Consider the following 25,953-nt stretch of genomic DNA (forward strand, 5'->3'; position numbering starts at 1 on the left):
ATGTTGTCAGACCAGATGCGGCGGGGTGAGTGAAAGTGAAGCGGGCTTGACCGGATTGTGACCGGAAATCGGCGCTCTATGAACGGAATCCGGGCTGTGAGGCGCAAACTCTGGCGCGTTGATCACCGACGCTGCCCCGTACGCCGGGTGGCCGGTCTCACGACCTGGGGAGCAAGAGGGAGCGGGCTCCCGACGCTCTGCGACTCCGCCTCCGGCGTTGTCGTCGGTCGCCGACGCTCTGCGTCGCCTCCCTTCTCCGCCTTGGATTCGAAGCCGCACGACGCCGCTCGCCGATCCGCTCCCTATTGCTCCCCAGGTCGTCAGTTCTGGTACGGGTTCCGACCGGGCCCGCCCGGCGCGTACCCCGGGTGTCCCTGGCCCTGCCCCGGCGCCTGTCCCCACCCCTGCGCCTGCCCGAACGGGTTGCCCTGCTGCGCGGCCGCGTGCTGCGCCAGCAGCTGTTCCGCCTGCTCCTTCGGTATCTGCTGCTCCCCGCCGCAGAACGTGCACTGCGTCGCGAACTTCGTCGAGAACGGGAACAGCGGCACGAAGAACAGCGTGAACTTGGTGACCCGCTTGCGCAGCGTGTGCGCGGCCGGATTGCCGCACCAGCCGCAGACCAGCGTCAGCACGGCCAGCTGGTACAGATATCCCCGCGTACCGAAAATGATCACGTCGTGGGTCCCTTCCCCGTGTCGCCCGGAAGTGCCTGCCGACAGAACGTCAGCAGCTGTTCGTCGTCGTAGGTGTCGTGGCTGCCGAAGGTGCCGTCCATCGCGTTGTGGCGCCGTACGGAGGCGAGTTCGGCGCGCAACATCCCCGCAGCGTCCGGCCCGGCACCGGCGGCCCCCATCCGCGCCAGGCACCGCGCCACGCGGACCCGGGACTGACGGCTTCGCTCCCAGGCCGCCAGCAGCACCGGAACGGATTCCTCGGCCCGCCCCGAAACCTCCCACAGCGCGGCCGCCGCGTCCACTCGCAGCCACAACTCCCCGTGGTCGAGCAGCGCACGGAGCCGGGGCGCGGCCGTCGCCGCCCGCGCCCCGAGCCCGGCCACGGCGTTGACGGCGGCGCGCACCTCGTGGACACGTCCCGCCCGCAGCCCCTCGGTCAGCACCGGCAGTACGGCGTCGGTGTCCCCGTCGACCGCCCACAGGGCCTGAGCCGCCTCGACGGCCTCCACCGCCGAGACCGCCCCGGGGTCGCGCAGCAGCACGCGCAGATCCGGTACGGCGTCACGCGCGGCGGGCCCGAACGAACCGAGCGCCCGCAGTGCCGCCGTACGCAGCCACTCGCCCCGGTAGGCCGGGGCGCCGCGCAGCACCCGAAGCACCTCCGGCACCGCCTCGCCCGCGGGTATCGCGGTCAGGGCCATCAGCAGCGGGCTCGCCCGGTCGTACGCGGCCTCGTCCAGCCGGACCTCGCCCAGCCTGCGGCGCAGCACCCCCGCCAGCGGGGCCGCCGCCGGCCCCAGGAAACCGATGGCGAACCCCACGTCGTGGGGTATCTCGCGCCGCTCCAGGGCCGCGGCCAGCGCCGGTACGGCACGGGGGTCGCCGAGGCGGGCCAGCGACTTCACCGCGCTGCCGAGCGCCGGGGGGCCGCTGGGCCAGTCCCGTACCCACGAGGCGGGATCCGCCGCGACCCGCGCCGCCAGCGCGTCCGAGGCGGGCGCGGCCAGCCCGAAGAGGTCCTCCAGCACCTGGGCCGCGGCGCCGGCCAGCCGGGGCTCGGGCGTGGCGAGCTGTTCGCCGACCAGCCGGACCAGCTCGTCGTAGGACCCCCGCCAGACCCGGATCAGCGCACTGCTCATCCGGAGCGCGTCGATCCGCTGCTGGTGGTCGGGGCTGCGCAGCTGATCGGTCAGCAGCGCCGTCCGCTCGGCGACCCGGTCGTCGAGGCCGGTGTGGAGCGTACGCAGCAGATCCGCGGTCCAGGGCGCGGTGCGGGCCGGGACCTCCTCGCCGGACAGCGCCCGGGCCTGGCCCAGCCGGGCCGCGGCCCGTTCCTCCGTGGGCGGTTCCCCGGCGCCGGACGTCTCGGCGTGCGCGTCGAGGGCCGCGATCACGTCGGCGGCCAGGCCGGGCCGGGGCTCGCAGCCCGTGCCGCGGGCGGTCGGGGCGGAGCACCGTGCGGGGGCCTGGCGCAGCTGCCGCAGCAGGCCCGTCACCACACGTACGACGTCGCCCGGCAGCGCGTCCGGCGCGCACCGCGCCAACTGGGCCAGCGCGGCGAGCCGCAGCCCGGGCGGGAACCCCTCGCCGGTCAGCCGGGTCAGCCAGGCCGAAGCCTCCCCGGCCAGCGAACGGTGCCGCAGCGCGACCCGCCCGGCCGCCTCGACCAGCGCGAACCGTACCTCCTCGGACGGCTCCACCGGCAGCCGCTCCCGCAGCAGCGCGAGCACTCGCGACGGGTGGCTGTGGAGCCCGGCGAGCGCCATCGGCGCGGCGAGCCGCACCCCGGGGTCCTCGTCGGCCATCAGCTCGCAGAACACCCCGGACCCCGCGGTGACGGCGGTCGCCGCCATCGCGTAGTTCGCCGCCCCCTCGATCTCCTCCTCGGCGATCTCGTCCTCGTCGTCCTCGCCCAGATCGATGCCGCCGATGCTGGTGAGCAGCTCCACGACGCTGCCCCGGTCCTGGACGTCCGGATCCACGATCAGCTCGAAGAGGAAGGGAATGCAGGCCAGTGTGCAGGCGTACACCTCGCCCTGGTGGTGCACGGCCCCGTACATGCCGTCCAGTGCCGCCTCGCGCACCACCGGATCGTCGGAGGCGAGCCCCCGCAGCATCGTCGGTACGTCATCGGCAGGCCCGTAGGCATGCTCCATCGAGGCCCAGTCGACCTCGTCGATCCCTGCGAACACGCCCTCGCCTCCCCACGCGATTCACACGAAGCAGTGTCTGCCAGAGTGTGCACCACGGTCCGACCGTGTGCCCTCCACATGCGTTCTTTTCCTGACGGACATGACAAAGTTCTCGTCATGCGCTATCGGACCGCCGGGCGGAACGATCTCCTCCGGTGTCCGGCCCCGTTGGTCGCGGGACCATGGACGGCTGCCCGTCGGCCGCCGACCGCGAACGGCTGCCACGGGCCGTCCGCCCCCGTCTGCCGGTCCGCTACCCGTCTGCCGGTCCGCTACCCGTCGGCTGGTTCGCCACCCGTCGGCCGTCCGGGAACCGGAGCCGCCGCGTCACCGTCCGCCAGGCGCCACACGGCTTTCCGCACCACGTCCGGACTGCCCGCGGAGGAATGGCCGACGACGCGCAGGGGCCGGTGGGCCGCGTAGTCGCTCCGACAGGCCGACGGCCCGTCCGCCGAGCAGCCGGTCGGGCCCGGACCCCCGACGAGCGCCGCGCCCAGGAGGCGGGCTCCCGGAGGGCGGTCCTCCGGAATGTGGGCATCCGGGATCGGGTGGGGACGGGGGATGCGCACGCGCGTGATCACTTCCATTCCTGTGGTCGTGCCGAATGGTCGGTACGGCTGCCACCGGGCCCGGTGGTGTGCGTGTCCGCAGCGGGTCTCCGTTCCGCCGCCGTCGCACGGGCTTGATCGTGGCTGGTCAAGAAAACCACAACGAGTCGGGGCGGGAGAAGCGGGGCACGGACACGGGCGCGGACATGGCAGTGGGCACGGACATGGCAGTGGGCGCGGACGTGGCAGTGGGCGCGGACGTGGGCACGGGCATGGTGGGGCGGCGGCACGGCGACACCGGCCGGGGCCGCAGAGCGCCTCAGTCCTTCGTCGGCAGCGGCCGAGCCCGTTCGGGGTCGTCGAGCGGCCCGAGCAGATCGCCGTACCGTGCCAGCCGGGCCGCCATGTCACCGGCCAGGAAGACCAGTTCTCCGGGCGCCCGGCACTCCTCGATCTCCTCCCAGGTGACGGGGGCGGAGACGGTCGGCTCGGGGCGGGCGCGCAAGGTGTAGGGGGTGGCGGTCGTCTTCGCCGCCGCGTTCTGGCTGAAGTCGATGAACACCTTCCCCGGCCGCAACGCGCGGATCATCCGGTGGACCACCAGGTCCGGAAGCGCCTCCTGGGCCTCGACGGCCAGTTTCTTCGCGTAGGCCGACACCCGCTCGGCGGGGGTCGGCTCCACCGCCACGAGCAGATGCAGCCCCTTCGACCCGGAGGTCTTCCCGCAGGCGAGGAGCCCGTCCGAGGCCAGCCGGTCGCGCAGCCACCGCGCCACCGCGCAGCACTCCACCACGGTCGCGGGCGCCCCCGGGTCCAGATCGAACACCATCCGGTCGGCGGTCCCGGGTGCTCCGGCGCGCCACTGCGGGGTGTGGAACTCCACCACGAGGTTGGCCGCCCACATCAGCGAGGCCAGGTCGTCCACGACCACCTGCCTGGCCTGCTCGTCCTCGCGATGCGGCACCGGAGTGGTCCGTACCCAGGACGGCGTACCGGGCGGCGGATTCTTGGTGAAGAAGCACTGCCCGTCGGGCCCGTCCGGATAGCGCAGGAAGGACACGGGGCGGTCGCGCAGATGGGCCAGCAGGGGGTGCGCCACCGCGGTCGCGTAGTAGTGGAGCACCTCGCCCTTGGTGGTGCCGGTGGCCGGATACAGCACCTTGCCGAGATTGCTGAGCGCCAGCCGTCGCCCCTCCACCTCTGTGATCGGCGTCATACGATAAGAATCACATGATTCCCGTGCATATAGGCACAACACGGGCGTCGAGCGCGGCTCGTACGCATCCAACGCATTCAACGCGTCCAACGCATCCATCCAGACCTCATGCGCACACAAGGGGCGAACAGTGAGATCCATATGGAACGGCGCCATCTCCTTCGGGCTGGTCAGCATCCCGATCAAGCTGGTCAACGCGACCGAGAGCCACTCGATCTCGTTCCGCCAGATCCACCTCGCCGACGGCGGGCGGATCCGGTACCGGAAGGTCTGCGAACTCGACGGGGAGGAGATCGCCGCCGCCGAGATCGGCAAGGCGTACGAGGACGCCGACGGCTCGATGATCCCGATCACCGACGAGGAGCTCGGCTCGCTCCCGCTCCCCACCGCCAAGACGATCGAGATCGTCGCCTTCGTGCCCGCGACCTCGATCGACCCGCTCCAGATGGACGCGGCGTACTACCTCTCCGCCAACGGCGTCCCGGCGGCCAAGCCGTACACCCTGCTCCGCGAGGCACTGAAGCGGAGCCGGAGGGTCGCCGTGGCGAAGTACGCGCTGCGCGGGCGGGAACGGCTCGGCATGCTGCGGGTGGTCGACGACGTGATCGCCATGCACGGCCTGCTCTGGCCGGACGAGATCCGCAGTCCCGAGGGGGCCGCCCCCGAGGCCGACGTCACGGTGCGCGACGCCGAACTCGACCTGGCCGACGCGCTGATGGACACCCTGGGTGAGGTCGACATGGACTCGCTCCACGACGACTACCGCGAGGCCGTCGAGGAACTCATCGCGGCGAAGGCCGAGGGCCGGACCCTGGAGCCCGCGAAGGCCGAGGCCTCGGGCGGCAAGGTCATCGACCTGGTCGCCGCGCTGGAGAAGAGCGTCCGGGAGGCCAAGGAGGCCCGTGGCGAGGCGGCCCCGACCGGGGAACCGAAACCGGGCGAGGAGCCCGCCGAGGGCTCCATGGCCGAGGTCACCTCCCTCACCGGCCGCAAGAAGTCGGGCGGCACCGGAGCCAGGAAGAAGGCCGCGGAACCCCCCAAGAAGGCGGCGGCGAAGAAGACGAAGTCCACGACGAGCCGGGCGCCCGCCAAGAAGACCGCGTCGCGGTCGACGGCGAAGAAGTCGACGGCGAAGCAGTCGACGACCGCCAAGACGTCGAAGCCGGAGAGCAGGACCACCGCGAAGACCGGTACCAAGTCGGCGGCGAAGAACACGACTTCACGCAAACGTGCCTCTGCGTGAAACCGAAGCCCCGCCCATGCCGCCCCGTCGCGGAGTGCCGTGGGACCGAAGCCCGCCCCGCTCCGAAAGCCGCCCCGAAGCCGTTCGTTCCGTGGCGGCTCCGTGGCGGCTCCGTGGCGGCTCCGTGGCGGCCGAGGCTTCCAGGGGCGGCCGATCAGGCGGTCGCGCCCCGCGCGCGCCTACGCGTGCGCGTATTCCTATGCGTGCACGCATCCCTATGCGTACGCGTCGGCGCCGTCCCGGGCCCGGACTCCGGTTCCAGCGGTACGAGGTCGACGTATCCGTCCGCCGGAGTCCCGACCTCCGTCACGTCGTCGTAGCCCTTGACGGCCTTGAGGGAGGCGTCCTTGCCGAGACTGCGCAACGACGTCAGCACGCCGTCCGCGGTGTCGAATCCGTTCACGAAGTCGACGCGGGCCACGGCGAGTTCTCGGTTCGCATCCAGCGGGTGGCCGGTGACGCCGTGGTACGTCTTCGAGGCGTACCGGGCGTAGATCGCCGGGTTGGCGAAGCTGATGGGAAGCCCGTTCCGGGCCTGCTGGGCGAGTAACTGGACACCGGCGATGACCGGCGCGGCCAGCGACGTACCCCCCGACGCGGTACGCGTCGTGCCCAGCGACCCGTCGGGCAGCGTCTGGGTCTGGCCGACCAGGAAGCCCGTGTTCGGGTCGGCGACGGCCGCGATGTCCGGCGCCGTGCGCATCCGCTGCTTCCCGGTCGCCCGCGCGAGCGCGTCCTGGACGATGCCGGTTGGTCCCGGTGACGGCCAGCCCGTTCGACCTCAGCCACCGGCCGACCCAGTCGATCTGCTTCTGGGTGGCTCCGAACCGCTCCTGCGCCCGCTCCGGGCTCAGATACTTCCTGTGCGGAGGCCAACCTCGAGTCGGAAACGACGGCGGTGTAGGCGGCCGACTGCTTCGCGAACAGCAGGCGGCCGTCGCGGACTGGAACAAACAGATCACGGCAGCGGTGAAGGCCGTGGATGACGCCGATCAGGGCGTACTGCTCGCGCTGCGCAAGGCTGCAGGCGCCAAAGGGTTTTTCGAACAGGCGCTCAATCCATTCGGGATACACGACTTCAACGCGACTGCCGTCGGTGACATCGAAGTGTACGAGGCCCGTGAGGCCAAGCAGCACGCGAAGCGGTTGCTCGAGGGTAATGGGCTTTCACCCGAGGAACTCGCGGCGTTTGAGAGAGACCTCAGAGACAACGCGAACGACAGGGTATTCAGTCGGACTCTGCTGGACTCGCTCGGGCCGGAAAAAAACTCTGAAGCTGACAAACCGACTCAATGACCTCGCCTATGGTGATGACACCAAGCACAAGGCGCAGTATTTGGGTCTGGAGCGTGGACTCGCGAATACCGTGGCCGGCGCCACTCGGGTGTCTGACTTCAAGAGGGCGGACGGCAAAAAGCTGCTCTACGGCTCCAAGGAGTACCAGGATGCCTTCTCGGAGTGGTCCAGGACCGATGACGCCACATTCTACAACAAATGGCGCGACGGGTTGAAGGCTGCGGGAACCGAGACCTACGATCTGGATGCCGCAGCGGACAAGGTCAATACCGTGGCCGAGGGGCATGGTCAGAAAGTACGCGGGTACCAGTCCTTGGTGACGCTTCTCCAGCGTGGAGACGCCCAATACTCACCGTAGTTCATGGCTGACATCACCGATGACATGATTTCGGCCGAGAAGAGGAACAAGAACGTCTGGGACCTGTACGGGCAGTTCGGCTCCAAGTCCGGAGACGGCTGGTTCGCCAACGATCCTGTCGATGGGGCACTCGGAATCATGGGACGTGAACCCGAGAACGCCACGGGGTATCTCGATCCGAAATCCGGCGATGGGAGCAACGGTCGCCTCACCTATCTCCTCAAGGACCGCGACTGGGATGTCGTCAACACCACCAGATGGTCAGGCAACGTCGAGATCACCGGAAGCGACACGGTTGACGAGGGCAGCAGGGTGGGCCTCGGTGCTGCCATAGAAGCAGGGGCGACCGGTCATCCGGCGGGGGACACCTCGAAACCAAGCGACGGAAAGCACACCGTGGGCGAGGCGAGGGTCATGCAGCAGGCGTTGAGTGTTCTCGACGAGGGAACCGGCGGTGACCAGATTAAGTCCCACCTGCGCGATCCGCTGGCACGTGCTCTTGTCGACTACGCCCCGGACACGCACAGCATCCTGACTCATGACCCGCGTTACGCGTACACCCAGGGCGTCAAGGCGCAGGGGTCCCACGATCTCATCAACCAGTGGGCCGAGGGCCGGGGAATTGACCACGAGAAGGACCCGGTCGTGAACTACCTGCGAGACTACAACGACCTGCACTACAGCACCGCACGCAACCAGGCGCTCGCGGACCTGCACAGGGGACTGTCCTGATGAAGAAGTCCGTGATCGCCGCGACCGCGGCAGCCATCCTCGTGGCGGGTGGTGGCGCTGTTTACGCGACAGGCGTCTACGACAACTGGCGGGACGGCCGGGCGCTCGAGGCGGGGTGCAGGGGGCTCGTCGATCCCGTTGAGATGAAGCGTGCCCTGGGGGCCGAGCGCGTGAGTGGGAAGGGTACGACCGGTGGGGGCTGCCAGGCCTTCGACCCGGGTGGGACGAACGCTTCCGTGACCATATCGCTGCAACGCGGTGCGGACCCCGAGTCGGTCGTGGTGAACGCGGACAGGATCCTCGACCAGCACCCCGCAGGGGTGTTGGTACCAGTGTCCGGAGGCTGGCCCGCCCTGGTGTCGGCGGGCAGCGGCACCGAGTCCTACGCCACCGCCTTCCTGCCCTGCGGCAAGGGAAGGAGCGACGATCTCCTGCTGAGCCTGAGCGCTGTCCGGGCTCGGTCCACGGGCACTGTGCAGGAGCGACGCGACGCTCTCGCGGCGCTGGTGACCCGGGCAGTCGAGCGGGCGGCCGATGAACAGCACTGTGTGCTGTCCGCCAATGAGGAGAAGAAGGGCGTGTCCTCGGAGGCGTTCGCGCGCCTGAAGCAGGCCGGGGAAGCGTCCGGATCCTGCCGAGGGATCAGATATCCCGCCTACGAAACCGAGGCGGACGGCTCGGCGCCCGTCGAGCAGTGTCTTCTGGCCGACCCCGACGGAAGACAGACCTTCCGTCTCGCGGCCTACTACGGTCCGTACCCGAAAGCGCCCCGCAGAGATCCGCACCGCAACCCCCACGACTACGTGGGCCGTTCGGGCGATTCCGGGCAGAGGTCCTGGACCACTGCGAACTGCCCCATCGGCGAAGCGCTCTACACCCTGGAGCCGGTCCGCCCCCAGGCCGCAGCCTCCGAACGTGAACGCGCGGCTCTCCGCCGCTTCGCCGCCGAATCGGCGAGGCGACACGGCTGCGGGACACCTGCCGAGGCCGCCGATCGATAGAGCAAGACTGGTGGATCTATGGACCGTTCGCCCGTCCGCCGTGCTGACACAGGCGGGCGGGCAGGCGGACGGCCGCGCCGACGCGCTCCCGCCTCACTCGCTCCGCGGTCGGAGAACGACAGACGACAGCGCGGTCATCGCGACGAACACGGCCGGCATCCCGAGTGGCATCACCATGCTCGGCCGCTCGTTCAACCGGTCGATGTACTGGCCGACGGTGAAGAACCAACCGACCGTCTCGACGATCAGCGTTGGATAGACACGGCGCTCCCGCAACAGCCGCATGCCCACCCACAGCACGGCCGGCATGGCCAGCAGTAAATGGGACAGTGCGGTTGCGAGCACGGGCACGAACAGCGCCTTGCCGACCCGCCGTGCCACGTGTGTTCCAGACACGGCCGTCACGATAGGCCGCCCACGGATCCCGGGCAGGACCGGACTGGGTCCTCCGCCCACAGCGAGCCACGGGCCACCCATGACACGCCGACGGGACGGTTCCTCGGGGACGGTACGCGGTCACGGACGGCGTCGCGCCCCCGACTTCCCGTACGGCATACGGGCGACCGTCCGCGCGCAGCGTGCCCGCGCGCCTATGCTCACGGCATGGAGCAGAGCGAAGTGGTGAAGCGCGTGGTGGGCATCCTCACGGAGGCGGGGGAGATCCGCCGACTGCTCGAAGAGAGCGGGGACCGCGACGACGTCGAAGCCGATTCGACCGTGGTGACCGCGCTTCTGAACGAGACGATGCCCCGGATCACGATCCCCGAGGACGCCACCATCGAAGAGGTCGCGACTCTCGTCGGCCGCGAGGTCGGCGGCGCAGTGGAACAGCTGGTCGGAGCGTTCACCCTGGCCTTCGCGATGCTCGCCCAGGTGCACGACTCCGGCCAGACCGACGTGTCCTCCGCCGACGTGCTCCAGGACCTCGCGCTGCGGGCCGAGCAGATCGGCAACGGCGGCCCGGAGGGCACGGACGCGTAGCCTCGTCGGCCGGAGCTCCGGCCGGGCCCGTCGAGCGTAGTGGGCCGACGCGTCCTGGAGGCCGATTCGCGGTGCCCCCGCAGGACCACTTCACCCGTGGCCCGAAGGCACCCGCCCCGCGCCTCCGTAGCTCGTAGGCTGGCAACCATCACGAGCACCAGGACCGGAGCAGGCGTGGGAAGAGTTGCGAAGAGCCTCACCGAGGCGAACCTCAGGGCGCTGGCCGGCTCCCGTTCCTTCGAGCGCGGGGCCGGATATCTCGACGCGGTGTCCGGGATCGAGGTCGGTGACGACGGTGCCACCGCGACCGCTCACGGCACCGAGCGGTACGGCTCGTCGGCCTGCTGCGGAACATGCGCGACTGCCACCGTCGCCTGGACACACCGGACGAGTTCACCGCGTACGTGACCGCCCTGCACACCGCCCACAGACGCAAGCGCAACCTGATGCGGCTGATGGACGAACACGGGCTCTGAACCGGGCCCGGGCGGCCCGCAGCTTCCCGCACCCGTCCCCGCCACAAGTGGGTGCCGCCTGCCACTGGTGAACGACAGAATGCCCCGCGCCGGATTCCAGCCGGCGTGGGGCGCTCGTCCGTTGCGTGAGCGTCAGCCCTGGGCGGCGTACGCGACGAAGGTCCCCCAAGCCGTGGGCGAGAGGGCAAGCTCAGGGATGCTCAGGTCCTTGGAGTCGCGGACGTGGACGGCGGAAGGGCAGGCCGCGACCTCGACGCAGTTGTCACCCTCCGAGCCGCTGTGGCTCGACTTGTGCCAGGACATCGCCACCTCGACGCAGTTGTCGCCCTGAGAGCCGCTGTAGCTGCTCTTGAACCAGGTCAGTCCGGACGTGTTCATAGCGCTCCTCGCATTCGCTTCAACAGGCTAAGTGAGTCCTCCGGTGTCAGAGCCTGCGAGCGCAGTTTTGCATACCGCTGCTGGAGCACGCTGATCTCCTTCGCATTGGCGATCAGGCGTCCGTTCTGTTGCCCTTCCGAGTAGGCGAACCACCGGTTCTGTGGCGTCTCGGCCAACGCGATCGGCCCGTCCAACCCCGCATGGGACGGACGTCGCGTCGGCATCACCTGAAACTCCACGTTCCAGTTCTGGTCGACCAACGCCACGAGATGGTCGAGGAGTTCACGTGTGACTTCCTCTCCACCCGTCCACCGTTCCAACACCGCCTGTTCCACGATGAAGTTGAACGCCGTAGGCGGCTTCCGGTTGACGGAGAGCAGCTTCTGCCGTGCCAGGCGTGCCCCGACGCGTTGCTGCAACTCCTCGGGATCAGGCAGTGGAGGCACGTCCAGCGACACCGCCCGAGCGTACGACTCCGTCTGCAACAGGCCGGGCACCACTCGACAGTCGTAGTTGTACATGCTGACCGCCGTCCGTTCCAGCCGCGCCCACTGCCGGAACCAACTCGCCAGCCCCGCCTGACGCGACAGATGCGGCGCCGCCTTCCGCAACGCGCCCGTGTTGCCGAGCGCCGCCTCGGCCCGTTCCACGAAGTCGTCGTCCGGCATGCGCCGGCCCTGCTCGATCGAGGCGACCGTGTGCTTCGAGAAGCGCACCGCGCGGCCGAACTCCTCGCGGCTCAGGCCCGCGTGCTCCCGTAGGGCCTGGACGAACGCGCCGAAGGTGCGCAGACTGTCCGAGGCTTCCGGTTCGGCCCCGGTTCCGGTTCCGCCGCCTGCCGCCGCTTCCGTGCAGCCGTCCGTGTTCTCGTAGGCCACCGTTGTGCACCTCCCGCGCACCCACCCCGCCGTGCCGCTTCTGACGCCGCTCATCGTCACACTCAGTGCTGCGTACCGTCCACTGAGTGTGTGCGTACGCTGACCCAGCGTACGCGGGTCGAACCTGGTGAACGCCCTTGATCGCCCGGCACATTGGGCGCATGACACCACCAGCCGCCCCCACGGCTCATCAAGTTCCGGTCACTGTACGTGTGTTCACTCAACGGTTCAGCTCGACCCCGCGCGGTGCCCGCCTCGCCCGCCATCTCGCGCAGCACCAACTCGATGCCTGGGGTTTTCCCTACAGCGGCCACGTCTCGGACACCGCCGCCGCGCTCGTCGCCGAGCTCGCCGCCAACGCCGCCACGCACGGGCGCGTACCGGGCAGGGACTTCGAGGTCGTGCTGACACTGTCCTGCGGGGTTCTCCGGATCGCGGTCTCCGACACCCGGGGCGAACTCCGGCCCTGCGACCCCGGCTCACCCCTCCCGGCCCTCGCGCCGCTTGCCGAGAACCGCCGGGGCCTGTTCCTCGTGGCGGCGCTCGCCGACCGGTGGCACGTGCTCGATCGGGAGCCCGTCGGCAAGACCGTCGTCGCGGAGCTGGACCTGCCGCGATGACCGCCGCCGTACATCACCCCGCCGGTACGGCCGGACGCCGCGTCGTCGGACCGGGGCACGCACGTGGAGCCTGCCCCGAGGCCGGTCCGGCAGGGGAGCGGCCTCGGGGCAGGAGGCGGAACGGAGCGGCGCGGGGAACCCTCTCGAATCGGCTGGTCGGGAGCTGTGCTCGTACAGGTCAGTAGTCGGAGAAGTTCCAGAACATGCCCACTTCGGTGTCCGAGACGACGACCAGGCCGCAGTCCTCCGAGTAGACGCTCAACGGGCTGTACGCAAAGCCCGGTGACGTGAAGTCGAGTGTGCCGCGCACGTGGCCGGGCATTTTGACGTTGGTGTGATAACTGGCCCCGTCCCCGTATCGCGCGAGGATCGTGCGCGCCATCGCCCGCAACTCCTCCTCGCTCTCGGTGAAGCGCCTCAGGTTGGACAGGGTGCAGCAGTCGTCCGTGAGGGCCAGCAGCAGGTTCTCGGCGCTGGCCCGGTCGATCTCCTGGAGACGCTTCGCGATGTACTCCCGGGGGTGGACGGCGAACGGGAATGTGGGGAACCCCTCGCGCTCCGGGTTCTCTGCCGCGTCGTCGAGCCCGGTCCAGCCCCGCGGGTCCGGGACCCGCCCCATCAGCGCGAGGACGTCGAGGACCCAGTCCTCGTGGCGACGCGGCCCCGTGGCGTCGTACGGGTACGCGTCCTCGAACAGGTGGCGTACCGCGGCTTCCCAGGAGGTCTGATCGACGGACATGGGGTGCTGGCCTTTCTCAGCCGGGGCTCTGGAGCTTGGAGGGGCATCGACATCATGGCTGTGAACGGCCGGGTGCGGCTGCTGTCGTACCTGATCCGACGCCAAACAGTGGGGTCTGCTCGACCGGGAGTCTGTCGGCAGGACCCTCGTCGCGGAGATGTACCAGCCGGGCTGACGCCTTGGCCGGTCTGGTTGACAGCGAAGCCTCAGGCCACTGACCTGAGACTTCGAGCACGAGCGAGCGGTGACATCAAGGCCGGATCAGACACTGGACAGCGTCGTCGCCGCTGACTGGAACCAGGCGCCGTAGGAGAACGGCTCGGGCGGGCCGACCTCCATGCCGAGTTCGGCGGCGGCCAGGGCGTAGTCCCCCTCGTCCAGGGGCAGGGCGAGCAGCTCGTGGAGTTCGCCCACGAGGTGTGCGACCAGTTGGGGGTGAGTGGTGGCGGCGTAGTCGGCGAGGGCGGCGGCGTGGTCGGGGAACTCGTCCACGATGTCCTGCGAGAACCAGCCCCCGAGCAGCTGCGCGGTCTCCGGAAACCGCGTGTGCCACTCCCAGTGGGTCTGCGGGGACGCGGGTTCGGGGACGTCGCCCTCCTCGATGCTCTTCTTCAGATGGTCGGCCAGCACCATTAGCCAGTTGCCGATCTCCGGCTGGGGCATTCCGGTGTCCGGGATCGCGTAGAATTCGCCCAGCTCGGCCTCCAGCTGGACCCGGCCGACGGGTTCCGCGCGTGAGGGCCAGGCGGCCTCGATGGTGAGGCGGGCCCGGGTGCCCTGGGCGAGCCAGCGGTGGACAGCCTGCTCGTTGGCGGTCACCACCTGCTGGGTGGCCCATTGGGCGGTCTCCCGGTCGGGGTACGTCGCGGATCGCGTCAGCATGGTCACCTTCCTCCAAGGCGCCGAGGGCGGTTGATTCCCAGCCCCTGCGCGTGTTCTCAGTTCGCGTTGAACGACCAGAAGACCCCGACCTCGTCCGCGCTCACAGCGATCAGCCCGAGGTCCATCACATAGTCGGTGAAGGCCCGGCCGCCGGCGAGTTCGCTGGCGAGGAAGTCAGGCGAGGGGTTCCGGGCCAGGTCGGAGGAGGTACGGAAGGTGGCGTCAGCACCGAACCGGCTGAGCACTGTCCGGGCGTCGGCCAGCACATCGTCATGGTCGGCGCGCGTCCGGACGGGGCGGGCCTCGAAGAACCATTCCTGGGTCAGAGAGGCGAGCAGCTCAGCGGCGGCATCGGCCGTGACGGGATACGTCCACGCGTGCACCTGTTCGGCCGTGAGCGGCAGGAACGGATAGGAAGGACGGACGTTCTCGCGCCCCTCCTTGTCGATCTGCCACTCCAGTGTCCGCCAGCCCCGGGGGTCGGTGACCGACCTGACCATGACGGCCAGGACATCCCGTGCCCAGTCGTCGTGCCGTCGGGGCCCGGTCATCGCGAAGGTGTACACGTCGTCGAGGAGCCGCTCCAGCGCGGCGTCCCAGGCAGCGCTGTCGACAGGGGTCATTCGGAGTCCGGTCGGTCATGGGGAGGGCATGGAGGCGTAGATGGTGTAGGGCGGATCGAGTCTGGAATCGTACTTCAGGATCGTCTTCACGTTCTTGGCGTCGATCGCCTTCGCGTTGAGCCCGTGGTCCTTGTACCCGGTCCCCGGAATAGTGTTGCCCGGCCGTCTGGATCGGCAGTGGGCTGCTTAGACACGTACCGACCGCTGACCTCGCCGCCGGGGGCCGGGCTTGTGAACGCCTGCGTTTTCCCCTCTGGAGGATTGGTGGCCAGCCACGCGTCGATCTCGGACTGTCTGGCCCGCAGGTTGTGTTCCGTCAGCCGCTGCGCGCTGCCCATGTCCTTGAAGGACGAGGAGCCGAACGACAGGTCGCGCGCATGGACGAGGTCGTCGACAGCATCGAGGCCGACTGGCGTGGTCCCACTGCCAAGGCTTATCGGTCTCTCCATCGCGGAGCCGCGCAGGATGCCGTTCGCATCCGGCGGACCACGCAACTGCTCGCGCTCGGGGTTCGTCTGGGCGAAGACGGCTTCACGAAGCAGGAATTCGAGACCCTCGACCAGTTCCGCAGAGTCCAAGCCGACATCGATGTCGCGACAGAGGCCGACGCCCTTTCCACGTCGAAGACTGCCCCCACCGCGACGGCGACCAGTCGCCTGAACAACCTCTGACGCGTGGTCGGCAAGGGGGCCACCATATGGCGGGCGTAGTGCGATGCGGTCTCCCCAGGTGCCGACCGCCCGGCCCCGCGCCGCTCGCCGAGAACGGCCGGTGCCTGTTCTTCGTGGCGGGGCTCGCCGATCGGTGGGACGTGCTCGGCCGGAAGCCCGTCGGCAAGACCGTCGTCGCGGGGCCGGACCTGCCGCGCTGACGCCGCCCTACATCACCCCGCCGGTACGGCCGGACGCCGCGTCGGCGGGCCGGGACCCGCACCGGCCGGGCACCGTACCCACCGCCCCAGGACACTCCGTCGACCGGGCCGGGCACGGGAGTTCTGGCAGGCGGCGTGGCGGGAGTTGATGGCGAGGTGACGAGCCGTGGACCGTGACGCGATCGGACGCGCAGAGCCTGCACGAGATCGGCCGCGCATGGGAGCCGGGGACTACGCTCGGGGCAGGAGGTGGAACGGGTCAGCACGGGTGATTGTCTCGAATCAGCTCTTCAGCATCCGCGCTCGTACGGATCAGTAGTCGGAGAAGTTCCAGAACATGCCCACCTCGGTGTCCGGGACGACGACCAGGCCGCAGTCGAGGCTTCGAACCCATCGGCTCAGCACGCCTTGGATACGCACAGCGCCACAGTGGTGTTGAAGTACAAGAATGGACTTGTCCCGCCATACGTCGTATACACATCAATGCCCTCTCTTCCTTGATTCTCATGGCCGACGGAACGAGCGTGAATGTCATGGATCGATCCATCGATTTTCCTCCTGAGTGGTTCGATGAGCGTCAGACTTTCGTGTATCTCTCAGCGCCTGGGGGCGGTGACTGGCGCGAGACCGCTACCGCTGCCATGCGCAGTTGCCCCGCGCTCCAGTCCGTCAGTCGCGAGGGCATGGAGGCGAATCTTTTTGAAGTATCACGCGAGAATGCGCTTGATCTGTCGAAATTTATCGCGTTCGGATCACTTCTCCGAGGGCCGGTTCCCTCTGTGGTGGATGCGGACGAGCGACGGGACAGTCTTCTGGCTCACATGTTGGACCGGCTGGGCGGTGGCGCCTGTTTCTGGACGAACCATGGAGGTGCTGAGGACGGGCAGGAATCGGGATTCCTTTCTGCTTCCTTTCATGTGAACGTCCTTGCGGAAGCAACTATTGATCTCTGTCTCATCGGTGTCTCATCCAAAGCGGTGCTCATTCTCTGGAGATTTGAAGACGATTGACCTGGACGTGACACTTGCTGGGTCTTGTCCTTCCCCTCCAGGGGTGGAGGTCAAAAAGCTGCACGAAGCTACTGGATGAGGCGCGTCGCAGATCCCCGCGTTTCGGGTCGTTCTTGCCTGCCAGCAAGACCCGGCACCCTTGGTGCGCTCTGTTGGAAAACCGGGGTATGGCACGTGACTCCGATTGATGAAGCCTCCTGGATCCGTTCCTTGCGGGCCATTTTCGGGAAAGGCATGTTCGCTGCTGTGGGCCCACGACAGCGCGATGACTGGCGACTGGATGCTCTCGACATCATGCGGCTGCGGACGGACGATCCACGTGGCTGGCCGAAGCTTGCCGTGGCACCTGGAGGAGGCAATTACGGAACTGTCCCGGAAAACCCTTTCGCTGCTGTCACGCCAGACGACTTCAATGCTGCTTTTCCTGTGTCCAGGAGAGGCGCTGAACAAATCATGGTAACTCTCCAGGGTGAGTGGTTCCAAACGGAAGACATCCCGGATTTTGATATGCGAGAGGCTGAACTGACCTCTCATGCGAGAGCGATCCTGGAAAGGTTCGGAGGGGGCGCGCTGTTTTTCACCAATGCGGTAACTGCGCGAGAGGATCCCCATGCCGACATGTTCGGCCGGGAGGGTGTCTATGAGGGCTTCACCAGCCATGTAATGGATTGTGGTGTAATCGCTGTCTCCGCCACGGAAGTCGGCATCTTCTGGGGCTTCACGATCGACTGAGGATTTCCCGTGCGTACTCGTTCTGCCACCTATCCCGACCGCGCGACCGCGCAGTGGTGTACCCAGCAGGTCGTCACGCGTAACGAGCAGGCGGTACATCGCTGGCTGGCCCAGGGCACGCGGCCGAGGCTCACCATCGAGGCCGCCTGGCCGTCCCGTGAGGAGCCCGTCGGACGCGTGTTGCTGCAGGCGATGATGCTCGCCGGTCGCGAGCCCGTCGATGTGCGGGCCGCACGGGTGACGCTGCGGCGCGAAGCGTCGAGTCCGCACGGTTTCGTCGTGCACGCCACTTACCCGATCTACCTCTGAAGGTGCCGCAGTGTCCATGAAGCCGCTTGAGTTCGACCGCCGGTACGGCGAACTCGACGTCGTCGTCGCAGCCTTCGTCGGACAGGAACCCGACAGTCCGGAAGCAGACACAGCACCCCCGGCTCTTCAGGCGTATCTCCGGCACACCTGGCACACCAGGCCCTGGGCGCTCTCCGTTGCCGAACAACAACTCCGGGAGTACGCACGGAATCCACCCGGCCGCCTGCGGCTGCGCCTCGGCGAGTTCTATTCGATACCCGATCTCGGGCTACCCGAGTCCCGGACGCAGGGCTGGCTGTCTGAGACGGCCGACCACATCAAGCGCAGCATCGAGTCCGGTGATGTGCCTCCGCCGGCCGTGCCTCAGACGCATTGGGAGTGGCATGCCCGCTTCGGTGAGCTGGGGCAGTTCCTCGGCGGTTGGTTCTCGCAGGACATGCCCGACGAATTCGGTGACCACGATGCCGCGGTCCGCGACTACAGGGAAACGGTTGACCCCCAGCTGACCGCTCGGCTGGTCGGCGAGATCCACGAATTGCTGGCCCTGGGGCTGGAGGATCACGGCTACGCCGTCGGCGTGGGCGAACTGGGCATGGAGGTCGAGCCGCCGGCGCCGTTCTCGATCGAAGGCTGGCTCCGGATGGTGGCGGATCACCTTGCGGCGGCCAGGCCCGACTACGGAAGGTGAACCGCCTGCCGGACCTCCTGCCGCAGGCGACTTTCCGGCAAGTGGCGGCCATGCTGTGTAGCGCGCACACTGACGTGGCGTACGCGCGTCGCCGCTGGCGCAGGGTGCTGGGCGCCGCCATCGTGGGCGCATGACTGCGCCGTCCACCGCGCGGCTCACCGCAGGTGCGTTCGTCCAGCGTGAGGTTCCCCCGCATCTCGGGGAGGCCGAAGTCTTGCCGGACTGAGCGGTCGCGACCGATGAGGCCGTGCGTGTCGGCAGGTATGACAAAGGCCCTGAATCGCATTTCTGCGGTTCAGGGCCTCGGCACCTTCTTTCGAGGTGCCCCCGGCAGGATTCGAACCTGCGCACACGGCTCCGGAGGCCGTTGCTCTATCCCCTGAGCTACGGGGGCGTTTCGCCGTGTTGCTCGGCGACGGGGAAAACACTACCAGCTTCCGAGGGGTGTCCGTGAACAGGTATTTCCGTGCTGCCGGGCGGACCTGTGCAGGTCGGTGGGCGGGGAGCGCGGGAGGGCGGTGTACATCCGGCCATGCCCGCACCACTCGTCCGGGGGCGGAAATGGGCAAAACCCGGACGCAGCCCCTACGCCGCACCTACTCTCGGAGTGTGTCAGGCGCGTGTGGCCGCGTGCTTGTTGTCGACGACAACAAGGTCATCCGGCAGTTGATCAGGGTCAATCTCGAGCTTGAGGGCTTCGAGGTCGTGACCGCGTCCGATGGTGTCGAGTGTCTGGATCTGGTGCATCGGGTCTGTCCCGACGTGATCACTCTCGATGTCGTCATGCCTCGGCTGGACGGTCTGCAGACCGCCACCAGATTGCGTTCCGATCCTCGGACCAGACATCTGCCCCTGGCGATCATCAGTGCCTGCACCCCCTGCGAGGTGGACACCGGGGTCGCAGCGGGGGTGGACGCGTTCCTGGCGAAGCCCTTCGAGCCCAGCGAACTGGTTCGGCTCGTGGGGGAGTTGGCGAACCGGGCGGAGCCGCCCGTGGCCGACGGCAGACAGGGGGCGGGGAGAGCGGAGACCACCGCCGGGTGACCGCATGGCGAAACCGGGTCGCGGGGTGACCCCTTTCCTCCCATACGCTTGTCGTGTGACCCCCGCCGATCTCTCCAGGGCCGTGCTGCACGCCGTGCGTCGCGCGGTCGACGAGGACGCCTTGCGCGCGCCCGTGCCCGCGCGCGTGCGGGTGGAGCGGACCAGGCCCGGTGGGCGTGGGGACTACGCCTGTGCCGTCGCCCTTCAGCTGGCCCGGCCCGCCGCGTTGCCGGCCAGGGACGTCGCAGAGATCATCCGGGAGCGGGTGCGGGGCGTGCCGGGGATCGGCGTTGTCGAGGTCACGGGGCCCGGCTTCCTGAACTTCAGCCTGTCGGACGGCGCCGACAGGATCGGTGCGCTCGTCCGGGACATCGGGGAGAGCGGCAGGGAGTACGGGTACGGGCACGCCCTCGCCGGTACGGCCGTCTCGTTCGCGCCCGTCGAGGAGGCGCGCGCCCTGGTCGTCACCGAGGTCGTCGAGCGGCTGCTCCGGGCCCAGGGAGCGACCGTGGGCGCGCGGGCCGCGGGCGGGGAGTCGCTGCACGTGATGCCGGTGCCCGCCGCCGACCGCGATCTCTGCGCTCGGCTCGGGAACGACGCCGCGCGCTGGGCGCTGCTGCGGGCCGCCCCGCACGACCGGCCCCAGGACACCGGCGGCGACGCGCTCCTCGCGCAGCGGGAGGACAATGCGCTGTTCCGCGTGCGGTACGCGTACGCGCGCACCCGGGCCCTGAGCCGTAATGCCCGGCAGCTGGGGTTCACCTCCGAGTACGAGATGTACGAGAGCACCGGGCACGGTCTCCGCCACGCGCCCGCCGACCGCGCCGAAGCCGTCACGGACGCGCTCGCGGCACTCCTCGCCGACCACCCCGACGTGCTCGCCGCCGCCGCCCGGCACCGGGAGCCCGACCGGGTCGCCCGGCAGCTGGAGGCGGTCGCGCGGGCGTTCTTCGACTTCCACGACGGCGCCCCGCCGCTCCCCGTCGGTGACGAGAAACCCTCGGCCGCCCACCGTTCCCGGCTCGCCCTCGCCGAGGCCGCCGGGACGGTGCTGGCAGGCGGCCTGTCCCTGCTCGGCATCAGCGCACCCGAAGTCCTCTGAGAGACCCGAGAGAGCAGAGCAAGCACCATGAGCCGTTCCGCACACCCCGCCGGGCCCCGCCACGCCGACGTCCTGCCGGAGGGGCATTACACCGCCCCGCCCACCGACCTCAACGCCCTGGACGCCAAGGTCTGGTCCCGTACCGTCGCCCGGAACGCGGACGGCGCCGTCACCGTCGGCGGGATCGAAGTGGCGCGGCTGGCCGAGGAGTTCGGCACCCCCGCCTACGTCCTCGACGAGAGCGACTTCCGGGCCCGCTGCCGGGCCTGGGCCAACGCCTTCGGGCCGGACGCCGACGTGTTCTACGCGGGGAAGGCGTTCCTGTCGCGGGCCGTCGTGCGCTGGCTCGAGGAGGAGGGCCTCAACCTCGACGTCTGCTCCGGCGGCGAGCTGACCTGTGCGCTGGACGCGGGGATGCCCGCCGAGCGCATCGCCTTCCACGGCAACAACAAGACCGTCGCGGAGATCGAGCGGGCGGTCACCGTCGGTGTCGGGCGGATCGTGCTCGACTCGTTCCAGGAGATCGCCCGCGTCGCCCACGTGGCGCAGCGGCTCGGCACGCGGCAGCGCGTACAGATCCGGGTGACCGTGGGTGTCGAGGCGCACACGCACGAGTTCATCGCGACCGCGCACGAGGATCAGAAGTTCGGGATCGCGCTGGCCGGAGGAGAGGCCGCCGAGGCGGTGCGACGGGCGCTCGCCCTCGACGGGCTCGAACTCATCGGCATCCACTCGCACATCGGCTCGCAGATCTTCGACATGGCCGGCTTCGAGGTCTCCGCCCGGCGCGTGGTGGGGCTGCTCGCCGAGGTGCGCGACGAGCACGGCGTCGAACTGCCCGAGATCGACCTGGGCGGCGGGCTGGGCATCGCGTACACCTCCGACGACGACCCGCGCGAGCCGCGCGAGATCGCCAAGGCGCTCGGCGACATCGTCGCCCGCGAGTGCGAGGCGGCCGGCCTCGCCACCCCGCGGATCTCCGTCGAGCCGGGGCGCGCCATCGTCGGCCCCTCCGCGTTCACGCTGTACGAGGTCGGCACCATCAAGCCCCTGGAGGGGCTGCGTACGTACGTCAGCGTCGACGGCGGCATGTCCGACAACATCCGCACCGCTCTGTACGACGCCGAGTACAGCGTCGCGCTCGTCTCCCGTGCCTCCGACGCCGATCCGATGCTCGTCCGCGTCGTCGGCAAGCACTGCGAGAGCGGCGACATCGTGGTCAGGGACGCCTTCCTGCCGTCCGACCTGGCGCCCGGCGACCTGATCGCCGTGCCCGCCACCGGCGCGTACTGCCGCTCCATGGCGAGCAACTACAACCATGCCCTGCGTCCGCCCGTCGTCGCCGTGCGCGACGGGCAGGCGCGTGTGATCGTCAGGCGTGAGACGGAGGAAGATCTCCTGCGTCTCGATGTCGGCTGATGAAATAAATGTCTCAGGATCCGGACGTATGACAGAAACTCCCGTCCGTTGAGTGAGACTGGTCCAGATATCAGAGGTTGAGGAATCGAGGTCGGATGATGCGTACGCGTCCGCTGAAGGTGGCGCTGCTGGGCTGTGGAGTGGTCGGCTCAGAGGTGGCGCGCCTCATGACGACGCACGCCGACGACCTCGCCGCGCGCATCGGCGCGCCGGTCGAGCTCGCCGGCGTCGCCGTCCGCCGTCCCTCCAGGGTGCGCGAGGGCATCGACCCCGCACTGATCACCACCGATGCGACGGCCCTGGTCAAACGGGGCGACATCGACGTCGTCATCGAGGTCATCGGCGGCATCGAGCCCGCCCGTACGCTCATCACCACCGCCTTCGAGCACGGGGCGAGCGTCGTCTCCGCGAACAAGGCGCTGCTGGCCGAGGACGGCGCGGCCCTGCACGCCGCCGCCGAGAAACACGGCAGGGACCTCTACTACGAGGCCGCCGTGGCCGGGGCGATCCCGCTGGTGCGACCGCTGCGCGAGTCCCTCGCGGGCGACAAGGTGAACCGGGTCCTCGGCATCGTGAACGGCACCACCAACTTCATCCTCGACCGGATGGACACCAGCGGCGCCGGATACTCCGAGGCGCTCGACGAGGCCACCGCGCTCGGCTACGCGGAGGCCGACCCGACCGCCGACGTGGAGGGCTTCGACGCCGCCGCCAAGGCCGCGATCCTGGCCGGTATCGCCTTCCACACCCGGGTCAGGATCGGTGACGTGCACCGCGAGGGCATCACCGAGGTCACGGCCGCCGACATGGTCTCCGCCCGCCGTATGGGCTGCACCGTCAAGCTCCTCGCGATCTGCGAGCGCGCCGCCGACGGGAAATCCGTCACCGCGCGGGTGCACCCCGCGATGATCCCGCTGAGCCACCCCCTGGCCTCCGTCCGCGAGGCGTACAACGCGGTCTTCGTCGAGGCCGAGGCGGCCGGGCAGCTCATGTTCTACGGCCCCGGCGCGGGCGGCTCGCCGACCGCGTCCGCGGTCCTCGGCGACCTGGTCGCGGTCTGCCGCAACAAGCTGGGCGAGACCACCGGCCCCGGCGAGTCCGCCTACACGCGGCTGCCGGTCAGCCCGATGGGCGACGTCGTCACGCGGTACCACATCAGCCTCGACGTGGCCGACCGGCCGGGCGTGCTCGCCCAGGTCGCGACGATCTTCGCCGAGCAGGGCGTGTCGATCGACACCGTCCGCCAGCAGGGCAGGAACGCGAGCGGCGTCGACGCGGCCGCCGCCGCACAGGACGGCGGCGAGGCGTCCCTCGTCGTCGTCACCCACCGCGCGCCCGACGCCGCCCTCTCGGCGACCGTCGAGGCGCTGCGCAAGCTCGACACCGTGCGCGGTGTCGCCAGCATCATGCGTGTTGAAGGGGAGTAAGGACCCATGACCAGCAAGGGCACCCACCAGTGGCGCGGCATCATCGAGGAGTACCGGGACCGGCTCCCGGTCACGGACACGACGCCGGTCGTCACGCTTCGTGAGGGCGGCACGCCGCTCGTCCCCGCCCAGGTCCTCTCCGAGCGCACGGGCTGCGAGGTGCACCTCAAGGTCGAGGGCGCCAACCCCACCGGTTCGTTCAAGGACCGCGGGATGACGATGGCGATCACCCGCGCCAAGGAGGAGGGCGCGCGTGCTGTCATCTGCGCCTCCACCGGCAACACCTCCGCCTCCGCCGCCGCGTACGCGGTCCGGGCCGGCATGGTCTGCGCCGTCCTCGTACCGCAGGGCAAGATCGCCCTCGGCAAGATGGGGCAGGCGCTGGTGCACGGCGCCAAGATCCTCCAGGTGGACGGCAATTTCGACGACTGCCTGACGCTGGCCCGCTCACTTTCGGACAACTATCCGGTGGCGCTGGTCAATTCGGTCAACCCGGTCCGCATCGAGGGGCAGAAGACCGCCGCGTTCGAGATCGTCGACGCCCTCGGCGACGCCCCCGACATCCACGTTCTCCCGGTCGGCAACGCGGGCAACATCACCGCGTACTGGAAGGGCTACAAGGAGTACGCCGCGGACGCCATGGCCTCGCACACCCCGCGCATGTGGGGCTTCCAGGCGTCGGGTTCCGCGCCCATCGTGCGCGGCGAGGTCGTCAAGGACCCGTCGACCGTCGCCACCGCGATCCGGATCGGCAACCCCGCCTCCTGGCAGTTCGCGCTGAACGCCCGGGACGAATCGGGTGGTTTCATCGATGAGGTGACGGATCGCCAGATTCTTTCCGCGTACCGGCTGTTGGCCTCCCAGGAGGGCGTCTTCGTGGAGCCCGCCTCGGCCGCGTCGGTCGCCGGTCTGCTGAAGGCCGCGGAGCAGGGCAAGGTCGACCCCGGCCAGAAGATCGTCTGCACGGTCACCGGCAACGGCCTCAAGGACCCCGACTGGGCTGTCGCGGGCGCCCCGCAGCCGGTCACGGTCCCGGTCGACGCGGCCACCGCCGCCGAGAAGCTGGGCCTCGCGTAGAGCCGGCGTAGCCCCCGGAACCCCGTACGGGCCCGGGGGCGGGCCGGGGCCGGGCGGCCGACGGGCCCGGCCCGTTCCCCGACCGGCGGTCCGCCTCCCGGCCGGTCCCGCCCGTACCGGCTCGCCGTCGGCGCGAGGGCCGTTCGCCGCAAGGAGGGAATTCGGCCCAACCGTCCGTTTCTGAGGGGCGAGAGCGCGCAGGCGATGGGCGACACGCATCGTGCGCCTCCTGTGCGCCCTATGTCGCCACAGAACCTTCCTTCGATAAGCTGTAGTCAACCCGCCCGCCGCATATGCCGCGGTGCAGGGGTCGTCGTGGCCGTCGGTCTCCCGGAATCCACTCCCCGGAACCCACTCCCCGCCGCCACGACGTCCGCCGTCGCCGAGAAAACGCTTCACCACCCCCCGCCGCCTCACAAGGAGAGTCGTCCAACCGATGGCCGGTCCCGCCTTCCGAGCCGCCGCCGTCCGGGTGCGCGTCCCCGCGACCAGCGCCAACCTGGGCCCGGGTTTCGACGCCTTCGGCCTCTCGCTGGGGCTGTACGACGACGTCGTCGTCCGCGTGGCCGACTCCGGACTGCACATCGACATCGCGGGCGAGGGCGCCGACACCCTGCCGCGCGACGAGAGGCACCTCCTCGTGCGCTCCCTGCGCACGGCCTTCGACCTGCTCGGCGGGCAGCCGCGCGGCCTGGAGATCGTCTGCGCCAACCGCATCCCGCACGGGCGCGGCCTCGGCTCCTCCTCGGCGGCCATCTGCGCCGGCATCGTCGCCGCCCGCGCGGTGACGACCGGCGGCGACACCCGGCTCGGCGACGCCGCGCTGCTCGATCTCGCCACCGAGATCGAGGGACACCCGGACAACGTCGCGGCCTGCCTGCTCGGTGGCTTCACCCTCGCGTGGACGGACGGCGGATCGGCCCACGCGATCAGGATGGATCCCGCGGATTCCATCGTTCCGGTGGTTTTCGTCCCCGACCGGCCGGTGCTGACCGAGACCGCCCGCGGACTGCTGCCGCGCACGGTCCCGCACGTCGACGCCGCCTTCAACGCCGGGCGTGCCGCGTTGCTCGTCGAGGCGCTGACCAGGCACCCCGAGCTGCTGTTCACCGCCACCGAGGACCGGCTGCACCAGGAGTACCGCGCCCCGGCGATGCCGCAGAGCGCGGAACTCGTGCACCGGCTGCGCGCCGACGGTGTGCCCGCGGTCATCTCCGGTGCCGGGCCGACCGTGCTCGCACTGGTCGAGGACGGTGCGGCCGACAAGGTCGCACGGCTGGCGGGCGAGGGCTGGGCCGCCAATCGGCTCACGCTCGACGCCCCGGGCGCGAGTGTGCTTCCGCTCGCCCCGTAGCCGCGAGATGAGGGCCGGGTGGCCGAGAAGTGATTGCCGGTGAGTGAGAGGGGGAATGTTTGTTGGAGCCGGTAGTGTTAACC

General features: G+C 69.5%; 29 protein-coding genes, 1 tRNA gene and 2 pseudogenes. 19 read left to right on the plus strand and 13 right to left on the minus strand.

The window, feature by feature from the left end; genetic code table 11:
* Nucleotides 1–320: 320 nt before the first annotated feature.
* The 3 genes from ACFYXM_RS05500 to ligD form a co-directional block, all read right to left on the minus strand.
* A complete protein-coding gene (locus ACFYXM_RS05500; RefSeq protein WP_389287087.1) occupies nt 321–674 on the minus strand; it encodes a zinc-ribbon domain-containing protein in 354 nt (117 codons plus the stop codon).
* Nucleotides 671–2,866 carry a PBS lyase gene (locus ACFYXM_RS05505; protein WP_389287089.1) on the minus strand — a complete coding sequence of 732 codons (2,196 nt, stop codon included), beginning with the start codon at nt 2,864–2,866 and terminating at the stop codon, nt 671–673. The genes ACFYXM_RS05500 and ACFYXM_RS05505 overlap by 4 nt, the downstream gene beginning before the upstream one ends.
* An 867-nt stretch (nt 2,867–3,733) precedes the next feature.
* Entirely contained in the window at nt 3,734–4,630 is an 897-nt protein-coding gene (ligD, locus tag ACFYXM_RS05510; protein ID WP_389287091.1) for a non-homologous end-joining DNA ligase, read from the minus strand.
* A gap of 130 nt (nt 4,631–4,760) precedes the next feature.
* On the opposite strand from ligD, the gene ACFYXM_RS05515 reads away from it, so the two are divergent.
* Entirely contained in the window at nt 4,761–5,873 is a 1,113-nt protein-coding gene (locus ACFYXM_RS05515) for a Ku protein (RefSeq protein WP_389287093.1), read from the plus strand.
* 274 nt (nt 5,874–6,147) lie between these two features.
* Here ACFYXM_RS05515 and ACFYXM_RS05520 read toward each other — a convergent pair.
* Together ACFYXM_RS05520 and ACFYXM_RS05525 are read right to left on the minus strand one after the other, a co-directional pair.
* Nucleotides 6,148–6,621, minus strand: a pseudogene (locus ACFYXM_RS05520) (serine protease); the annotation flags it as partial.
* 55 nt (nt 6,622–6,676) lie between these two features.
* A pseudogene (locus tag ACFYXM_RS05525) lies at nt 6,677–6,835 on the minus strand (hypothetical protein); the annotation flags it as partial.
* A gap of 374 nt (nt 6,836–7,209) precedes the next feature.
* Here ACFYXM_RS05525 and ACFYXM_RS05530 point away from each other — a divergent pair.
* From ACFYXM_RS05530 to ACFYXM_RS05540, 3 genes are read left to right on the plus strand one after another with little or no spacing between them, the layout of a single operon-like run.
* Nucleotides 7,210–7,527, plus strand: coding sequence for a hypothetical protein (locus ACFYXM_RS05530; protein WP_389287095.1), 318 nt, complete (start codon nt 7,210–7,212; stop codon nt 7,525–7,527).
* A 3-nt stretch (nt 7,528–7,530) separates the two neighbouring features.
* Nucleotides 7,531–8,259 carry a hypothetical protein gene (locus ACFYXM_RS05535; RefSeq protein WP_389287096.1) on the plus strand — a complete coding sequence of 243 codons (729 nt, stop codon included), beginning with the start codon at nt 7,531–7,533 and terminating at the stop codon, nt 8,257–8,259.
* The gene (locus tag ACFYXM_RS05540) at nt 8,259–9,260 is read left to right on the plus strand and encodes a hypothetical protein (RefSeq protein WP_389287098.1); all 1,002 of its coding nucleotides are present in this window, start codon (nt 8,259–8,261) and stop codon (nt 9,258–9,260) included. The genes ACFYXM_RS05535 and ACFYXM_RS05540 overlap by 1 nt, the downstream gene beginning before the upstream one ends.
* Before the next feature lie 93 nt (nt 9,261–9,353).
* Here ACFYXM_RS05540 and ACFYXM_RS05545 read toward each other — a convergent pair whose 3' ends face one another.
* Complete coding sequence (locus ACFYXM_RS05545) at nt 9,354–9,656, minus strand: hypothetical protein (protein WP_389287100.1); 303 nt, start codon at nt 9,654–9,656, stop codon at nt 9,354–9,356.
* 207 nt (nt 9,657–9,863) lie between these two features.
* On the opposite strand from ACFYXM_RS05545, the gene ACFYXM_RS05550 reads away from it, so the two are divergent.
* Nucleotides 9,864–10,241, plus strand: a complete 378-nt coding sequence (locus ACFYXM_RS05550; protein WP_389287102.1) for a hypothetical protein — start codon at nt 9,864–9,866, stop codon at nt 10,239–10,241.
* Between the two features lie 353 nt (nt 10,242–10,594).
* The gene (locus tag ACFYXM_RS05555; RefSeq protein WP_389287190.1) at nt 10,595–10,717 is read left to right on the plus strand and encodes a hypothetical protein; all 123 of its coding nucleotides are present in this window, start codon (nt 10,595–10,597) and stop codon (nt 10,715–10,717) included.
* Between the two features lie 132 nt (nt 10,718–10,849).
* Here the strand turns inward: ACFYXM_RS05555 and ACFYXM_RS05560 are convergent, their stop codons facing one another.
* Nucleotides 10,850–11,095, minus strand: coding sequence for a DUF397 domain-containing protein (locus ACFYXM_RS05560; protein WP_389287103.1), 246 nt, complete (start codon nt 11,093–11,095; stop codon nt 10,850–10,852).
* On the minus strand, nt 11,092–11,973 hold the full coding sequence (locus ACFYXM_RS05565; protein ID WP_389287105.1) for a Scr1 family TA system antitoxin-like transcriptional regulator: 882 nt from the start codon (nt 11,971–11,973) through the stop codon (nt 11,092–11,094). The genes ACFYXM_RS05560 and ACFYXM_RS05565 overlap by 4 nt, the downstream gene beginning before the upstream one ends.
* A 161-nt stretch (nt 11,974–12,134) precedes the next feature.
* Between ACFYXM_RS05565 and ACFYXM_RS05570 the strand changes: the two genes are divergently transcribed.
* Nucleotides 12,135–12,593 (plus strand): ATP-binding protein, encoded by a 459-nt coding sequence (locus ACFYXM_RS05570; RefSeq protein ID WP_389287107.1) that lies wholly within the window; start codon nt 12,135–12,137, stop codon nt 12,591–12,593.
* A 178-nt stretch (nt 12,594–12,771) separates the two neighbouring features.
* Here the strand turns inward: ACFYXM_RS05570 and ACFYXM_RS05575 are convergent, their stop codons facing one another.
* The 4 genes from ACFYXM_RS05575 to ACFYXM_RS05590 all read right to left on the minus strand — a co-directional run bounded on the left by ACFYXM_RS05575 (nt 12,772) and on the right by ACFYXM_RS05590 (nt 15,286).
* A complete protein-coding gene (locus ACFYXM_RS05575; RefSeq protein ID WP_389287109.1) occupies nt 12,772–13,332 on the minus strand; it encodes a hypothetical protein in 561 nt (186 codons plus the stop codon).
* A gap of 261 nt (nt 13,333–13,593) precedes the next feature.
* Complete coding sequence (locus tag ACFYXM_RS05580) at nt 13,594–14,214, minus strand: contact-dependent growth inhibition system immunity protein (RefSeq protein ID WP_389287111.1); 621 nt, start codon at nt 14,212–14,214, stop codon at nt 13,594–13,596.
* Nucleotides 14,215–14,270: 56 nt separating this feature from the next.
* Entirely contained in the window at nt 14,271–14,837 is a 567-nt protein-coding gene (locus tag ACFYXM_RS05585; protein ID WP_389287113.1) for a hypothetical protein, read from the minus strand.
* 86 nt (nt 14,838–14,923) lie between these two features.
* Complete coding sequence (locus ACFYXM_RS05590) at nt 14,924–15,286, minus strand: RNase A-like domain-containing protein (RefSeq protein ID WP_389287115.1); 363 nt, start codon at nt 15,284–15,286, stop codon at nt 14,924–14,926.
* Here ACFYXM_RS05590 and ACFYXM_RS05595 point away from each other — a divergent pair.
* The 6 genes from ACFYXM_RS05595 to ACFYXM_RS05620 all read left to right on the plus strand — a co-directional run bounded on the left by ACFYXM_RS05595 (nt 15,215) and on the right by ACFYXM_RS05620 (nt 18,447).
* Nucleotides 15,215–15,508 carry a WXG100 family type VII secretion target gene (locus ACFYXM_RS05595; protein ID WP_389287117.1) on the plus strand — a complete coding sequence of 98 codons (294 nt, stop codon included), beginning with the start codon at nt 15,215–15,217 and terminating at the stop codon, nt 15,506–15,508. The genes ACFYXM_RS05590 and ACFYXM_RS05595 overlap by 72 nt on opposite strands.
* A 26-nt stretch (nt 15,509–15,534) precedes the next feature.
* Nucleotides 15,535–15,708, plus strand: a complete 174-nt coding sequence (locus tag ACFYXM_RS05600) for a hypothetical protein (protein WP_389287118.1) — start codon at nt 15,535–15,537, stop codon at nt 15,706–15,708.
* Nucleotides 15,709–16,214: 506 nt separating this feature from the next.
* Nucleotides 16,215–16,718 carry a hypothetical protein gene (locus ACFYXM_RS05605; RefSeq protein ID WP_389287119.1) on the plus strand — a complete coding sequence of 168 codons (504 nt, stop codon included), beginning with the start codon at nt 16,215–16,217 and terminating at the stop codon, nt 16,716–16,718.
* A gap of 174 nt (nt 16,719–16,892) precedes the next feature.
* Entirely contained in the window at nt 16,893–17,450 is a 558-nt protein-coding gene (locus ACFYXM_RS05610) for a hypothetical protein (RefSeq protein WP_389287121.1), read from the plus strand.
* A 9-nt stretch (nt 17,451–17,459) separates the two neighbouring features.
* Nucleotides 17,460–17,759, plus strand: coding sequence for an RNase A-like domain-containing protein (locus ACFYXM_RS05615; RefSeq protein WP_277331940.1), 300 nt, complete (start codon nt 17,460–17,462; stop codon nt 17,757–17,759).
* Nucleotides 17,760–17,769: 10 nt separating this feature from the next.
* Nucleotides 17,770–18,447, plus strand: a complete 678-nt coding sequence (locus ACFYXM_RS05620; RefSeq protein WP_389287123.1) for a contact-dependent growth inhibition system immunity protein — start codon at nt 17,770–17,772, stop codon at nt 18,445–18,447.
* A 322-nt stretch (nt 18,448–18,769) separates the two neighbouring features.
* Here the strand turns inward: ACFYXM_RS05620 and ACFYXM_RS05625 are convergent.
* A tRNA-Arg gene (locus ACFYXM_RS05625) sits at nt 18,770–18,841 on the minus strand.
* A gap of 167 nt (nt 18,842–19,008) precedes the next feature.
* On the opposite strand from ACFYXM_RS05625, the gene ACFYXM_RS05630 reads away from it, so the two are divergent.
* From ACFYXM_RS05630 to thrB, 6 genes are all read left to right on the plus strand, one after another.
* Nucleotides 19,009–19,491 (plus strand): PleD family two-component system response regulator, encoded by a 483-nt coding sequence (locus tag ACFYXM_RS05630; RefSeq protein WP_389287124.1) that lies wholly within the window; start codon nt 19,009–19,011, stop codon nt 19,489–19,491.
* A 55-nt stretch (nt 19,492–19,546) separates the two neighbouring features.
* Entirely contained in the window at nt 19,547–20,593 is a 1,047-nt protein-coding gene (gene nrtL, locus ACFYXM_RS05635) for an ArgS-related anticodon-binding protein NrtL (protein WP_389287125.1), read from the plus strand.
* Nucleotides 20,594–20,620: 27 nt separating this feature from the next.
* The gene (gene lysA / locus ACFYXM_RS05640; RefSeq protein ID WP_389287127.1) at nt 20,621–22,012 is read left to right on the plus strand and encodes a diaminopimelate decarboxylase; all 1,392 of its coding nucleotides are present in this window, start codon (nt 20,621–20,623) and stop codon (nt 22,010–22,012) included.
* A 95-nt stretch (nt 22,013–22,107) separates the two neighbouring features.
* Nucleotides 22,108–23,439, plus strand: a complete 1,332-nt coding sequence (locus ACFYXM_RS05645) for a homoserine dehydrogenase (protein WP_389287128.1) — start codon at nt 22,108–22,110, stop codon at nt 23,437–23,439.
* 6 nt (nt 23,440–23,445) lie between these two features.
* The gene (thrC, locus tag ACFYXM_RS05650) at nt 23,446–24,516 is read left to right on the plus strand and encodes a threonine synthase (RefSeq protein WP_389287130.1); all 1,071 of its coding nucleotides are present in this window, start codon (nt 23,446–23,448) and stop codon (nt 24,514–24,516) included.
* A gap of 436 nt (nt 24,517–24,952) precedes the next feature.
* Nucleotides 24,953–25,870: a homoserine kinase gene (thrB, locus tag ACFYXM_RS05655; RefSeq protein WP_389287132.1), complete on the plus strand. Its 918-nt coding sequence runs from the start codon at nt 24,953–24,955 to the stop codon at nt 25,868–25,870.
* Nucleotides 25,871–25,953: the final 83 nt, after the last annotated feature.

The organism is Streptomyces sp. NPDC002476, assembly GCF_042889785.1.
In the GTDB taxonomy this organism is placed as follows: domain Bacteria; phylum Actinomycetota; class Actinomycetes; order Streptomycetales; family Streptomycetaceae; genus Streptomyces.